The organism is Mycobacterium sp. E3339, from assembly GCF_001666915.1.
In the GTDB taxonomy this organism is placed as follows: domain Bacteria; phylum Actinomycetota; class Actinomycetes; order Mycobacteriales; family Mycobacteriaceae; genus Mycobacterium.
Map to the genome: position 1 here is coordinate 13,634 of NZ_LZIZ01000166.1, position 13,612 is coordinate 27,245.

At 67.5% G+C, this 13,612-nt stretch carries 9 protein-coding genes and 1 pseudogene; 4 read left to right on the forward strand and 6 right to left on the reverse strand.

The features are described 5' to 3' along the window. The first annotated feature begins 69 nt into the window (after positions 1 to 69). Positions 70 to 1,377: an MFS transporter gene (locus tag A5702_RS15230; RefSeq protein ID WP_068221704.1), complete on the forward strand. Its 1,308-nt coding sequence runs from the start codon at positions 70 to 72 to the stop codon at positions 1,375 to 1,377. Here A5702_RS15230 and A5702_RS15235 read toward each other — a convergent pair. The 4 genes from A5702_RS15235 to A5702_RS15250 all read right to left on the reverse strand — a co-directional run bounded on the left by A5702_RS15235 (position 1,374) and on the right by A5702_RS15250 (position 6,421). Then, complete coding sequence (locus A5702_RS15235; protein ID WP_068221705.1) at positions 1,374 to 4,274, reverse strand: RND family transporter; 2,901 nt, start codon at positions 4,272 to 4,274, stop codon at positions 1,374 to 1,376. The genes A5702_RS15230 and A5702_RS15235 overlap by 4 nt on opposite strands. Next, positions 4,271 to 4,708, reverse strand: a complete 438-nt coding sequence (locus A5702_RS15240) for an MmpS family transport accessory protein (protein ID WP_055405506.1) — start codon at positions 4,706 to 4,708, stop codon at positions 4,271 to 4,273. Before A5702_RS15240 ends, A5702_RS15235 begins: the two co-directional genes overlap by 4 nt. Before the next feature lie 112 nt (positions 4,709 to 4,820). Next, on the reverse strand, positions 4,821 to 5,159 hold the full coding sequence (locus tag A5702_RS15245) for a hypothetical protein (protein WP_055405505.1): 339 nt from the start codon (positions 5,157 to 5,159) through the stop codon (positions 4,821 to 4,823). Between the two features lie 32 nt (positions 5,160 to 5,191). Next, positions 5,192 to 6,421, reverse strand: coding sequence for a D-alanyl-D-alanine carboxypeptidase family protein (locus tag A5702_RS15250; protein WP_067819403.1), 1,230 nt, complete (start codon positions 6,419 to 6,421; stop codon positions 5,192 to 5,194). A 192-nt stretch (positions 6,422 to 6,613) separates the two neighbouring features. Here A5702_RS15250 and A5702_RS15255 point away from each other — a divergent pair, with 192 nt between their 5' ends. Both A5702_RS15255 and A5702_RS15260 read left to right on the forward strand, forming a co-directional pair. Beyond that, positions 6,614 to 6,850: a hypothetical protein gene (locus A5702_RS15255; RefSeq protein ID WP_197281341.1), complete on the forward strand. Its 237-nt coding sequence runs from the start codon at positions 6,614 to 6,616 to the stop codon at positions 6,848 to 6,850. Positions 6,851 to 6,948: 98 nt separating this feature from the next. After that, positions 6,949 to 8,190 (forward strand): MFS transporter, encoded by a 1,242-nt coding sequence (locus A5702_RS15260; RefSeq protein ID WP_156669638.1) that lies wholly within the window; start codon positions 6,949 to 6,951, stop codon positions 8,188 to 8,190. On the opposite strand, the gene A5702_RS15265 is transcribed toward A5702_RS15260, so the two are convergent. After that, positions 8,187 to 11,093 (reverse strand): RND family transporter, encoded by a 2,907-nt coding sequence (locus A5702_RS15265; RefSeq protein ID WP_068221709.1) that lies wholly within the window; start codon positions 11,091 to 11,093, stop codon positions 8,187 to 8,189. The genes A5702_RS15260 and A5702_RS15265 overlap by 4 nt on opposite strands. A gap of 125 nt (positions 11,094 to 11,218) precedes the next feature. Continuing rightward, positions 11,219 to 12,574: pseudogene (locus A5702_RS15270) on the reverse strand (aspartate aminotransferase family protein); the annotation flags it as partial. Positions 12,575 to 12,689: 115 nt separating this feature from the next. On the opposite strand from A5702_RS15270, the gene A5702_RS15275 reads away from it, so the two are divergent. Then, the gene (locus tag A5702_RS15275; RefSeq protein WP_068221713.1) at positions 12,690 to 13,592 is read left to right on the forward strand and encodes a sigma-70 family RNA polymerase sigma factor; all 903 of its coding nucleotides are present in this window, start codon (positions 12,690 to 12,692) and stop codon (positions 13,590 to 13,592) included. Positions 13,593 to 13,612: the final 20 nt, after the last annotated feature.

A 13,612-nucleotide genomic window follows, 5' to 3' on the forward strand; every position in this document is an offset into this window, starting at 1 on the left:
CACAATTCCACCCCCGGTGTCCGATCGGCGGATGTATCCCACTCTTCACCGGACCTACATTCATTTGTTATGTCCGTCACGTTGTTGCCCACCGCCCCGGCGCAGAAAAGCCCGTTCGGCCGGCTGCTGTCCCAGGGCACGCTGTACACCGCCGGGATGCAACTGAGCAATTGCGCCGTCGTGCTGCCCGTGATCTGCGCGCACCAGGGCCTCAGCTGGGCGGCCGGGCTGATCTTTCCGGCGTACGGGATGGGCGCGCTGACGGGCAATTCGATCTCGCCGGCGGTCCTGGCACGGTCCGGGCGGGCGCGCCACCTGCTGCTGGCGGCGGTCGGGGCGACGGCGGCCTCGATGCTTCTGCTTGACGCCTTGATTCCCTGGACGGGCATGTTGACCGCCGCGGTGTTTCTGCTGACGTGCGTGGTCAGCGGGGTGGTCGTCGGGATCGGCACCGTCGGCTACCCCGACCTGGTGTCCAACAAGCTGGCGGCGGCGCGGCGCGGCGAGCTGCTGCTGATCCAGGGGGCCATCGGTTCGGTGCTGGCCACCGGCGTCACGCTGTTGGTCGTGCCGGTGCTGGCCCACGGCAACCAGATGGCGTATCGCCGCGACCTGCTGTGGCTGGGCGCCATCGGCCTGGCCGCGTCGGCCGTCGCGGCGCTTTTCGTCGGCCCGATGCGGTCCGCCTCGATCACCACCCGGATGTCCGTGCGGGACACCTACCGGCAGGGCTTCGCGGTGGCCCGGTCCCAGCCGTGGTTCCGCCGCTACGTGCTGACCTACCTGCTGTTCGCCCCCGTCAACCTGGGCACCTTCTTCTACACCCTGCGCGCCGCCCACCACCATGGCAGCCTGCAGGTGCTGATCGTCCTGTCCAGCATCAGCCTCGTTATCGGCTCCACGCTGTGGCGCAAGCTGTACCGCGTGTTCGGCGTGCGGGGCATGCTGCTGGGCAGCGCCCTGCTGAGCGTCGCCGCCGTCGTGCTGTGCATCGGGGCCGAGTCGAGCGGCCAGTGGACCCACGCGTGGGCGTACGGCACGGCGTTCTTCATGGCGACGGTGGCCGCCCAGGCCATCTTCCCCTCGGGCGTCTCGTGGATCAGCGTCCTCGCCGCCGAAGAGCACCGCGGGACGCTGATCGGGTTCGCCTCGACGGTGTTCAACGTCGCGACCGCGGTGCTGGGGGCCGCGCTCGGCGCGATCGCCCAGATGCGCGGCACGGTGTGGCCGGACGTCTTCCTGCTGATACTGACCATCGCGGCCGCCATCGCGGCGCTGGGTGCGCCCGCGCCGGAGAAGCGGCGGGCGGTCGAGCTTCGGGTCGCCGGCCCGGACCGCTCGGCGGTGGCGCCGGCGCCCTGCCTGCAGGCGGCCTAGGGCCGCATCGGCTCCGGCGCTTTCTCGGGCGGCGGCGGCAGCAGCAGCGCGCGCACCAGCCGGCGGGGTCCGGAGGATCGCAGCATCCGGCTGGCCGGTCGGGGGCGCACGCGTTGCGGCCACCAGAACCACCGCCCGAGCAACGCGGCGATGGACGGCGTCATGAACGCGCGGACGATCAGCGTGTCGAACAGCAGGCCCAGGCCGATGGTGGTGCCGATCTGACCGATGATCCGCAGATCGCTGAACAGGAACAGCGACATCGTCACCGCGAACACCAGCCCGGCGGCGGTCACCACCCCGCCGGTGCCGGCCATCGCGCGGATGATGCCGGTGTTCAGGCCGGCGCCGATCTCCTCTTTCAGCCGCGAAATCAGCAGCAGGTTGTAGTCCGATCCCACCGCCAGCAGCAGGATCAGCGACATCGCCAACACCAGCCAATACAGGTCGATGCCGAGAAGGTCCTGCCAGACAAGGACGGACAGGCCGAACGAGGAGCCCAGCGACAGCAGCACGGTCCCCACGATCACGGCGGCGGCGATCAGGCTCCGGGTGACGATCATCATGATGATCAAGATCAGGCTGATCGCCGCCACCCCGGCGATCAGCAGATCGTAGAAGGCGCCCTCCTGGATGTCCCGGTACGTCGACGCCGTGCCGCCCATCGAGATCGCGGCGCCCTGCAGCGGTGTTCCCTTGATGGCCTCCTTGGCCGCCTGCTGAATCGGCTCAACGCGGGAAATCCCCTCGGGGGTCGACGGGTCGCCGTCCAGGCCGATGATGAAGCGGGCCGCCTTGCCGTCCGGCGACACGAACATCTTCAGGCCCCGCTTGAAATCCGGGTTGTCGAACGCCGATTGGGGCAGATAGAACGAATCGTCGACGTTGGCGGCGTCGAATACCCGGCCCATCGCGCCGGGGTCCTTGCTGTTCATCTCCTGCTCTTTGTAGAGCGAGACGAGCGTGCCGTGCCAGACCACCAGCATGTCCCGCATGATCGTCATCGTCGAAATCATCGGCAGCATCTGCGCGCGCATTTCGGGCAGCAGCTTGGTGAGCACATCCAGATCCTTGGCGAGGAATTGCAGCTTCTGGCTCAGCTGGTCGACGTTGTCGAACGTGTCGAATACCGACCTGATCGCCCAGCACACCGGGATGTCGAAACAGTGTCTCTCCCAATAGAAATAGCTGCCGATCGGTCGAAGGAAATCCGAGAGGTCCGCGAGGTGATCCCTGATCGTGTCGGTGGTGGCCGACATGTCATGGGTGAGGTGATCCATGTCGACGGTGTTGTCGACGATCTGGCCCATCAGCTCGTACATGTGCTTCATCGTTGCGATCGACACGTCCATGGCCTGCTGCTGCACCACCATGTCGTCCAATCGGTCCTTCATGAATCCCATGTTTTCGGCATTCGCGACGCTCTGCATGCTGATGATGAATGGAATCGAGGTGTGCTTGAGCGACGTTCCCAGGGGCCGGGTAATCGATTTCACCTGCGCGATGCCGGGGCTGTGAAAAATGGTCTTCGCGATCTTGTCCAACACCAGCATGTCAACCGGCGTGCGCATGTCGTGATCGGTCTCGACCAACAGCACGTCCGGGTTCAGCAGGGCCTGCGAGAAGTGCCGGCCCGCGGCCCTGTCGCCGACCAGGGACGGCATGCTCGCCGGCATGAACCCGCGCAGATCGTAGGTGGTCCGGTAGCTCGGCAACGCCAGCAGGCCGATGAACGCCACCGCGCAGGTCGCCGCGAGAACGGGGCCGGGCCAACGAACGATGGCCGTGCCCACCCGGCGCCACCGCCGAGTGGCCATCCGCCGCTTGGGGTCGAAGAACGCGAAGAAGCTGGCGACGGTCAGCACCGCCGGCCCGAGCGTCAGCGCGGCGAGGACCGCGACCAGCATGCCCACCGCGCACGGCGGGCCGAGCGACTTGAAGTACGGCAGCCGGGCGAAGCTGAGACAAGCCATGGCGCCGGCGATCGTCAGGCCGGAGCCCAGGATCACGTGGGCGGTCCCGTGAAACATGGCGAAGAAGGCGGATTCTCGATCCCTGCCCTCGTAGCGCGCCTCGTGGTAGCGGCCGAGCATGAAGATCGCGTAGTCGGTGCAGGCCGCGATGGCCAGCAGGGTGAGCAGGTTGGTGGCGAAGGTCGAAAGGCCGAAGACGTTGTGGGCAACCAGAAAACTGACCACTCCGCGAATGGCCCCCAGCTCGATCCCGACCATGAGCAGGACGAGGATCATGGTGACCACGGACCGGTAGATGAAGAGCAGCATGGCCGCGATCACCACCCCGGTGATCAGGGTGACCCTCATGATGCTTTTGTCGCCGGCCTCCGATTCGTCGGCGATCATCGCCGTCGCTCCGGTCACGTAGGCCTTGAGGCCGGGCGGCCGGGGCGTGGTGTCCACGATATGGCGCACGGCGTAAACCGAGTTGTACGCGGCGGTTTCGCTCTTGCCGGCGAGATACACCACGACGTAAGCGGCCTTGTCGTCGGGGCTTTGGGATCCCCCCGCGGTCAGCGGATCGCTCCAGAAGTCCTGGATGTGCGCCACGTGTTTGGTGTCGGCCGAAAGGCGTTGCAGCAGAGCGTTATAGAACCGGTGGGCGTCGTCGCCCAGGGGTTTGCTGTCTTCCAGCACGATGGTGGCCACGTTGTCGGATCCGGTTTCCCCGAACACCCGGCCGACGCGCTTGAGCGCCTGAATCGACGCGCCGCCCGCGGGGCTCATCGAAACCGAATGCGCTTTGCCGACCGCTTCCAGTTGGGGGATGGCGAGGTTGAGAATTGCGGTGAGCGCCAGCCATAACAGGACGATGGGCACCGCGAACCGGCGGATCAATTGTGGCATTAAAGGCGGACGGGAAGCGGGGGCCGTTTCGCTCATCCGGCGTTCACCTGGCAGAAGGTCAGGGCTTTCGGGCCCGTCTCGGATCTTTCGTCCTCGGTCTTTCCGTTCACCTTGATTCGGCACCCGATCTCGCTGCCGCTGCTTTGAGCCAATAGGTTGACCGTGACGGAAGTCAGCGTCGTCGTCAGCGTTTCCGACCAAGGCAGCGGAATGTTTTCCAGCCGTTGCACGCGCGCGTCGGGATCCAAATAGGCGATTCTCGCGGTGGGGGCGGGACCGAAGACTTCGTACGTCACGTGTTTCGGGTCGAACAACGGATCTTCGAGGTCGGCCTTGACCCTCACGGTCGGGTGTCCGTGGACGCCGAACATGCTGTGCAGGCGGTAAATACCGAACGCCGCGACACAAACGATGGTGATGACGGCCAGCAACAACCACATTCGCTTGACGACTCGGGTAACCGAAATCATTTTTACCCCCGTGCTTGGTCACCGGGTCGCAATAACAATTCGATGTTTTGTTGCGTTAGCGAGTTAGAGGCTACCGGCGACGCGCTAAATCATCGGGGCTTTCGGCTAATCGTTATGTGGCGCCGCCGGTCCGCAGCCGATCGCGCAGCAGCTCGATAACGCGCTCGGGGTCGTCGGGGCTGATGCACGGCCGCACCTGGCGCCCGAGCTCGAGCACAAGGAGCGTTTGCTTGCGGCCCCGCCGGACGTCCAGCGGGAACCAGTAGCGCGGGTCGCCCGCTCCCCAGATCCGGCCCTTGCCGCTGTTCCAGGTCATCTGCTCGGTCTTGACGCCCTGGATCTTGCTGTAGGGGATCCGCTTCGGGGTGGCCAATGGGAAGTAGTAGCGGCGGATAGTGATTCCGTCCTCGTCGAGCCGGAGGCCGGAGTCCTCATACAAGGCTTCGCTCATCCGCAAGACGGTGCCACAGCAAACTTCCGCGGTCAACGATGCTGATGTTGCGGCCGGCGGTTCATCGACCGCGCGACCATGATCAACGCGAACACGATGATGGCGCCGATGATCGCGACGCCGACCCGCACCGGCAACGCGTCGGCCGAGGGCAGCAGGTCGGCGGCCTGGGCGCCGTTGGCCTGCCGGTCGGCGGCGGTGTCGCGCTTGGCGGGCGCCAGCGAGGGGTCGGGCTCGATCAGGTTGCCGACCTGCGTGCCCCGCGGCGTGCCGAACCCGTAGTCCAGCAAGTGCGCCGCCTGCTCCCACGGGGCGATCGGCTGCCGCGTCCCGTGCAGCAGCACCGCCATCAGGCGGCGCCCATCGTGGTTGGCCGCGCCCACGAACGTCTGGCCGGCGTCGTCGGTGTAACCGGTCTTGCCGCCCAGTGCGCCCGGGTACTTGTAGAGCAGCTGGTTGTCGTTCTCGAGTTCGTAACCGGGGTGGTCGCCGTGGCCGGGGAAGTCGAACGTGCGCGTCGCGACGATGTCGGCGAAAGTCGGGTTCTGCCAGGCGTATCGGTAGAACAGGCCGATGTCGTAGGCCGAGGTGCTCATGCCGGGGCCGTCCAGCCCGGACGGCGTCGCCACCCGGGTGTCCTTGCCGCCGAGCTTGGCGGCCAGCACGTTGATCTTCTCCACCGCTTGCTGCATGCCGCCGAGTTGCATGGCCAGCGCGTGCGCGGCGTCGTTGCCCGAGTGCATCAGCAGGCCGTGCAGCAGCTGGTTGACCGTGAACACCCCGCCCTCTTCCACGCCCACCTTGGTGCCCTCGGCGGCCGCGTCGTCGGCGGTGCCGGGGACCGCCTTGTTCAGGTTGAGCGCGTTGATGGACGCCATGGCGACCAGCACCTTGATGATGCTGGCGGGGCGGTGCCGGCCGTGCGGGTCCTTGGCCGCGATCACCGCGCCGCTGTCCAGGTCCGCCACCAGCCACGCGTCGGCGGAGACGTCGGTGGGCAGCGGCGGCGTGTCCGGGGCGGCGACGATCCCGCAGCTGGCCAGCGCCTCGCCGCCGACCGGCTTGGGCGGCACCGCCAGCGGGATCGGCGGGTCGCCGGCTTGGGGAACCTCCGACGAATCGACCGCCGGTGGGGTGTTCACCTTGAAGGGGCAGCTCGGCGGCGCGGCGTTGGGCTCGGCGCTCGCCGTGGGCAGCGCGACCGGCGCGGCCGTCAGGAAAACCGCCGCTGCCAGGCACGATACGGAACGTAAGAGGCTCATTATCTGTGCAGACTAGGCGATCGCGGCCCCGATTCCGGTGAGCCGCGCTGTGACTGGTGGGGCACAAGTTGCGAGTGGCCCGCCGCGCGACGGCCGCGTCCACCCCCTACACTGGCGGCTATTCCAAACGGTGGGTTGTGGTCTCGGCTGCGGGGTTCCGGCGATGGCGCCGGCGCACCCGGCCCCCGGCCGCTGAAAAACCTGATCAAGCAGGTCGAGAAGGCGACGCAGGTCCGCCGCTCCGGGCTCGACCAGGTGCTGACCGAGTTGAAGGCGCATCGTGACACCACCTCGGATGCCGACCTGCGTTCCGCGCTCGCCTGGCTGTGCAACGCGGTCGCGCGATTCCAGAACGAGCCGACCACCCCCCGGTCCCGGGAGCTGGCGCTGGCCGCCTACGAGGTGAATCGGATCCTCGCGGCCGGCTGACCCGCCACCCGTTCCCCCGATCGGGGGACGCGCAATTCGTCCGGTCCCGTCCGATCGGAGGATAGTTCTGCCTGCTCAGCGCGCATAACGTCCTCGTCATGGCCGTAGTACCGGACGGGGTCGCAGCCCAGACGAACCCGTTCCCGCGCATGCCCTCCCAGGGCGCGTTCTACACCGCCGGAATGCAGTTCAGCAACGGCGCGGTGGTGCTGCCGTTCATCTGCGCGCACCTGGGCCTGACCTGGCTGGCCGCGCTGCTGTTTCCGGCGTACGGCCTCGGATCAATCGTGGGCAATTCGGTGTCGCCCGCGGTCCTGCGGCGAGTGGGCCAGATGCGGCACCTGATGCTGGCGGCGATGGCGGCCGGCGCGGCCGCGCTCATCTTGTGCGACTCGGTGATCGCCTGGAACGGCGTGCTCGCGGCGGCGATATTCCTGCTGACGAGCGCCGGCGGGGGCGTCCTGGTCGCGGTCTCCAACGTCGCCTACCCGGACATGGCCTCCGGCAAGCTGTCCGCGCTGAAGCTGCTCATGGTCCAGGGGACCATCGCGTCGGTGGTGGCCACGGTCGCCGCGCTGTTGGTGGTGCCCGGGCTGGCCACCGGCGACAAGGCGACGCTGCACCGCGACCTGCTGTGCCTGGGCGCGTTCGGCCTGGCCGCCTCCGGCTTCGCCGCACTGTTCGTCGGCCCGGTACGGTCCGCCTCGACCGCCCCGAGGACGTCCGTGCGCGAGACCTACCGGCAGGGCATCGAGGTCGCCCGCACCCAGCCGTGGTTTCGCCGGTACGTGGTCACCTTCCTGCTGTTCGCTCCGGTGACGCTGGGCACCACCTTCTATGCGCTGCGCACCGCGCAACAGAGCGGCAATCTGCGGGTGCTGGTGTTCCTGTCCACCACCGGCATGGTCATCGGTTCCGCGCTGTGGCACAAGGTTCACCAGCTGTTCGGGGTGCGCGGCATGATGCTGGGCAGCGCCCTGCTCAGCGCCGCCGCAGGCGCGCTGTCCATCGCGGCCCAATCGTGCGGCCAGTGGACCCACATGTGGGCCTACGGCACGGCCTTCTTCTTGGCGACGGTCGCCGCCCTGGCCGTCTTCGCCGCGGCGATTTCGTGGATCAGCGTGGTGGCCGCCGAACCCCACCGCGGAACGCTCATCGCATTTTGCTCGACGCTGCTCGCCCTCGAAACCACGGCGTTGGGCGGCGCTTTCGGCGGCATCGCGCAGAACCGCTCCGCGATCTGGCCGCTGGCCGTCGTCGTGGTCCTGGCCGTCGCCGCCGCCGTTGCGGCGCTGGGCGCGCCCGCGTCGCAGCCACGGAGTGCGGCGGTGCCCGCCTAGCGCGGGTCCGCCCGCGGCGACCGCTCGACGGGCGTGAGCAGCAGGGCGCGCACCAACCGGCGGGCCGCGTACGGCCGCAGCATCTGACTGGCCGGGCGCGGGCGCACCGGTTGCGGCCACCAGAACCAGCGCCCGAGCACCGCGGCGATCGACGGCGTCATCAACGAGCGCACGATCAGCGTGTCGAACAGCAGGCCCAGGCCGATGGTGGTCCCGATCTGACCGATGATCCGCAGATCGCTGAACACGAAGAGGGACATCGTCACGGCGAACACCATGCCCGCCGCGGTGACCACCCCGCCGGTGCCGGCCATCGCGCGGATGATCCCGGTGTTCAGCCCGGCGTAGATCTCCTCCTTGAGCCGGGAGGTCAGCAACAGGTTGTAGTCCGATCCGACCGCCAGCAGCAGCATCACCGACATCGCCAACACCAGCCAGTACAGGTCGATGCCGAGAATGTCCTGCCAGACGAGGACGGACAGGCCGAACGACGAGCCCAGGGACAGCAGCACCGTCCCGACGATGACGGCGGCGGCGACGATGCTTCGGGTGACGATCATCATGATGATCAAGATCAGGCTGATCGCGGCGACGACGGCGATCAGCAGGTCGTAGAGGGCGCCCTCTTGCAGGTCCTTGAACGTCGCCGCGACGCCGCCCATCGAGATCACGGCGCCCTGCAGCGGCGTGCCCTTGATGGCCTCCTTGGCCGCCTGCTGAATCGGCTCGACGCGGGAAATGCCCTCGGGCGTAGCGGGATCCCCGTCCAGCGAGATGATGAAGCGGGCCGCCTTGCCGTCCGGCGACACGAACAACTTCAGCACCCGCTTGAAACCCGGTGCGTCAAAGGCCGATTGGGGCAGATAGAACGACTCGTCGACGTTGGCGGCGTCGAAGACCCGGCCCATCGCGCCGGGGTCTTTGCTGTTCATCTCCTGTTCCTTGTTGAAGGACGCGAGGGTGCCGTGCCAAACCACCAACACGTCTCGCATGATGGTCATCGTCGACAGCATCGGCAGCATCTGCGCGCGCATCTGGGGCAACAGCCTGATCAGGACGTCCATGTCCTTGGCGAGGAATTGCAGCTTCTCGCTCAGCTGGTCCACGTTGTCGAACGTGTCGAATATCGCTCGCAACGCCCAGCAGACCGGGATGTCGAAACAGTGCCTCTCCCAATAGAAATAGCTGCCGATCGGCCGAAGAAAATCCGAGAGGTCCGCGAAGTGATCCCTGATCGTGTCGGTGATGGCCGACATGTCGTGGGTGAGGTGATCCATATCCGTGGTGTCGTCGATCATCTCGCCCATGAGTTGATACATGCGCTGCATCGCCGCGATCGATGCGTCCATGGCCTGCTCCTGCACCACCATGTCCTCCAGCCGGCCGTTCATGAACTGCGTGTTCTCGTCGTTCACCACGTTCTGCATGCTGAGGATGTACGGGATCGAGGTGTGCTTGATGGGGGTCCCCAGCGGCCGGGTTATCGATTTCACTTGTGCGACACCGGGGCTGTGAAAGATGGCCTTTGCGATCTTGTCCAGCACCAGCATGTCGACCGGGTCGCGCATGTCGTGATCGGTCTCGATCAACAGCACCTCGGGATTCAGCCGGGCCTGCGAGAAGTGCCGGCCCGCGGCCCGGTCCCCGACCAGCGACGGCATGTCCGGCGACATGAATCCGCGCAGATCGTACGTCGTCTTGTAGTTCGGTAGGGCCAGCAGGCCGACGGACGCCACCGCGCACGTGGCGGCGAGCACCGGGCCGGGCCAGCGGACGATCGCGGTGCCCACCCGCCGCCACCACCGAGTGTTCGGCCGACGCTTGGGATCCAGCAGCTTGAAGAAGCCGGCCACACTCAGCACCGCCGGGCCGAGCGTGAGCGCGGCCAGCACGGCCACCAACATGCCGACGGCACAAGGGGCCCCGAGCGTCTTGAAATACGGGAGCCGGGCCAGGCTCAGGCAGTACATGGCGCCGGCGATCGTCAGGCCCGAGCCCAGAATCACGTGGGCGGTGCCGTGAAACATGGTGTAGAAGGCCGTCTTTCGGTCTTCACCGAGGTGACGCGCCTCGTGGTAGCGGCCGAGCATGAAGATCGCGTAGTCCGTGCTGGCGGCGATGGCCAGCAGGGTCAACAGGTTCGTCGCGAAGGTCGTCAGGCTGACGACGTTGTGGGAGGCCAGAAACGCGACGACCCCGCGGATCGCCCCCAGCTCGACGCCGACCATGGCCAGGACGAAAACCATGGTGACCACGGATCGGTAGATGAAGAGCAACATCGCCGCGATCACCAGGGTGGTGATCAGGGTGACCTTGGCGACGCTCTTGTCGCCGGCCTCGGTCTGGTCGGCGATCAGCGCGTACGGGCCGGTGACGTATGCCCTGACCCCGCGGGGCGCCGGTGTGCCGTTCACGATGCGCCGGACCGCGTGAACCGAGTTGTACGCCTGGGTTTCGTTGTTGCCGACGAGGTACACGACGCTGTACGCGGCCTTGCCGTCCGCGCTTTGGGATCCCGCCGCGGTCAGCGGATCGCTCCAGAAATCCTGAATGTGCGCGACGTGCGAGGTGTCCGCCGACAGCTTGCGTATCAGCTCGCCGTAGAACCGGTGCGCGTCGCTACCGAGGGGCTTGTCGCCTTCCAGCACGATCGTCACCGCGGTGTTGGAGTCGAACTCGCCGAACACCTGGCCGATGTGCTTGATCGCCTGAACCGCGGCCGCGTCCTTCGGGCTCAGCGACACCGAGTGGGTTTTGCCGACCGCCTCCAACTGCGGGACGGCGATATTGAGGATCGCGGTGAGCCCCAGCCACAACAGCACGATCGGCACCGCGAGACGGGTGATCGTCCGCGGCAGCAACGGCGCTTTGCCAGCCGGTCTGGCCCCCGGTCCGTTCTTCACCCTGCCGCGGCTCCTTTAAGAGGTTCGGCCAAGAGCGCCCATCGCGGCGAACGTACACCTCCGGCGGCCGGCGGCGACTTGTATTTCCGCTAATCGTTATGTTTGCCCGCGCTCGGAAAAGGCGGCTACACCTTGCCGAGCACGTCGCGCAGGATCGATTCGATGGTGTCGAATTCGTCCTGACCGCTGATCAGTGGCGGCGCCACCTGCACGACCGGATCGCCGCGGTCGTCGGCGCGGCAGTACAGGCCCGCCTCGAAAAGCGCGGGGGACACGAAGCCGTGCAGCACCCGTTCGCATTCCGCGGCGCTGAACGTCTCCTTGGTCGCCTTGTCCTTGACCAGCTCGATGCCGTAGAAGTAGCCCTCGCCGCGGACGTCGCCGACGACGGGCAGGTCGTACAACCTCTCCAGGGTGGCGCGGAACGCGGACGCGTGTTGCCTGACCCGATCGTTGAGGCCCTCGCGCTCGAAGATATCGAGGTTGGCCAGCCCGACGGCCGTCGAAACCGGGTGTCCGCCAAAGGTATAGCCGTGCGGGAAGACGGTGGCGCCGTCGTTGAACGGCTCGAACAATCGCTCGCTGGCGATCATCGCGCCCAGCGGTGAGTAGCCCGACGTCAGGCCCTTGGCGCAGGTGATCATGTCGGGCACGTAGCCGAAGTCCCCGAGCTCACTACTGCAGGCGAACATCGAGCCGATCCTGCCGAAGGCGCAGATCACCTCGTCGGACACCAGCAGCACGTCGTGCTCGTCGCAGATCTGGCGCACCCGCTCGAAATAGCCCGGGGGAGGGGGGATGGCACCGCCCGCGTTCTGCACCGGTTCGAGGAACACGGCGGCGACGGTCTCCGGGCCCTCGAACTCGATCGCCTCGGCGATCCGGTCGGCGGCCCATCGCCCGAACGCCTTGGGGTCGTTGGCGAATGGCTCGGGCGCGCGGTAGAAGTTCGTGTTGGGTACCCGGAAGCCGCCCGGCGTCACCGGTTCGAAGGGCGCCTTGTACGACGGGAGGCCGGTGATGGCCAGGGCGCCCTGGGTGGTGCCGTGGTAGGCGATCGACCGCGAAATCACCTTGTGCTTACCGGGTTTGCCGGTCAGCTTGAAGTACTGCTTGGCCAGTTTCCACGCGGTCTCGACGGCCTCGGTCCCGCCCGTGGTAAAGAACACCCGGTTCAGGTCGCCCGGGGCGTCGTGGGCGAGCCGCTCGGCGAGCTCGATCGCGGTCGGGGTGGCGTAACCCCACAGCGGGAAGTACGCCAGCGTGCTGGCCTGCCGCGCGGCGACCTCGGCGAGTTCCGTGCGGCCGTGCCCGACCTGCACCGTGAACAGCCCGGACAGGGCGTCGAGGTAGCTCTTGCCGCGGTCGTCGAAAATGGTCACGCCGTCGCCGCGGACGATGACCGGCGGGTTGATTCCGGCGCCGTGCCGGGCGAAGTGCAGCCACAGGTGTTCTGTCATGGTGTCTGCGAGACTAGCCGCGCCGGTCCGTTGGCGCGGCTCCTTTCTGGCGCCGTTTCGGCCGCGCTAGGTCTGATGGCGTGGCTCCTTACTCGCGCCGTTTCGGCGCTCGCCGTCGCCGCGCTAGGCTCGCGATATGACCGGGACCGAACAGGTCTCACAATTCGAAGCCCTGCGACCGCACCTGATGGCGGTCGCCTACCGGCTCACCGGCACCGTGGCCGACGCCGAGGACATCGTGCAGGAGGCCTGGCTGCGCTGGGACGGGCAGGGCAGCCAGATCGACGACCTGCGGGCCTGGCTGACCACCGTGGTGAGCCGCCTGGGCCTGGACAAGTTGCGCTCGGCGGCGCACCGGCGCGTGACCTACACCGGCAACTGGCTGCCGGAACCGGTGGTCACCGGTTTCGACCGGACCGACCCGCTGTCGGCCGTGGTGGCCCGAGAGGACGCCCGGTTCGCGGCGATGGTGGTGCTGGAGCGGCTGTCGCCGGATCAGCGGGTCGCGTTCGTGCTGCACGACGGGTTCGCGGTGCCCTTCGCGGAGGTTGCCGAGGCGCTGGGCACCACCGAGGCCGGCGCCCGGCAGCTGGCGTCGCGGGCCCGCAAGGCCGTGACGGCCGAGCCGCCGCCCAGGCCCGACCCCTCGCACGACGAGGTGGTGGGCCGGCTGATGGCCGCCATGGCCGCCGGCGACCTGGACGCCGTGGTCTCGCTGCTGCATCCCGACGTCACCTTCACCGGCGATTCGAATGGCAAGGCGCCCACGGCCGTTCAGACCATCCGCGGCCCCGACAAGGTGGTCCGGTTCATGCTGGGCCTGGCGCAGCGCTACGGCCCGGGCATGTTCACCTCGTACGAGCTGGGGCTGGTCAACGGCGAGCTGGGCATCTACACCGCCGGGCTGCCCGCGGCCGACGGGTACCGCGAGATGCTGCCGCGGATCACGGCGGTGACGGTGCGCGACGGGAAGGTCAGCGCCCTATGGGATATCGCCAACCCGGACAAGTTCACCGGCTCTCCGCTGCGGCGCCCCTGACGCCGGAGTCGCCATGGCGG

What these genes read in the sequence shown, in the direction of transcription:
- A5702_RS15240 (WP_055405506.1), bottom strand. Translation starts at nt 4,708, where the DNA reads ATGATTTCGGTTACCCGAGTCGTCAAGCGAATGTGGTTGTTGCTGGCC.
- A5702_RS15250 (WP_067819403.1), bottom strand. Translation starts at nt 6,421, where the DNA reads ATGAGCCTCTTACGTTCCGTATCGTGCCTGGCAGCGGCGGTTTTCCTG.
- A5702_RS15275 (WP_068221713.1), top strand. Translation starts at nt 12,690, where the DNA reads ATGACCGGGACCGAACAGGTCTCACAATTCGAAGCCCTGCGACCGCAC.
- A5702_RS15235 (WP_068221705.1), bottom strand. Translation starts at nt 4,274, where the DNA reads ATGAGCGAAACGGCCCCCGCTTCCCGTCCGCCTTTAATGCCACAATTG.
- A5702_RS15245 (WP_055405505.1), bottom strand. Translation starts at nt 5,159, where the DNA reads ATGAGCGAAGCCTTGTATGAGGACTCCGGCCTCCGGCTCGACGAGGAC.
- A5702_RS15260 (WP_156669638.1), top strand. Translation starts at nt 6,949, where the DNA reads ATGGCCGTAGTACCGGACGGGGTCGCAGCCCAGACGAACCCGTTCCCG.
- A5702_RS15230 (WP_068221704.1), top strand. Translation starts at nt 70, where the DNA reads ATGTCCGTCACGTTGTTGCCCACCGCCCCGGCGCAGAAAAGCCCGTTC.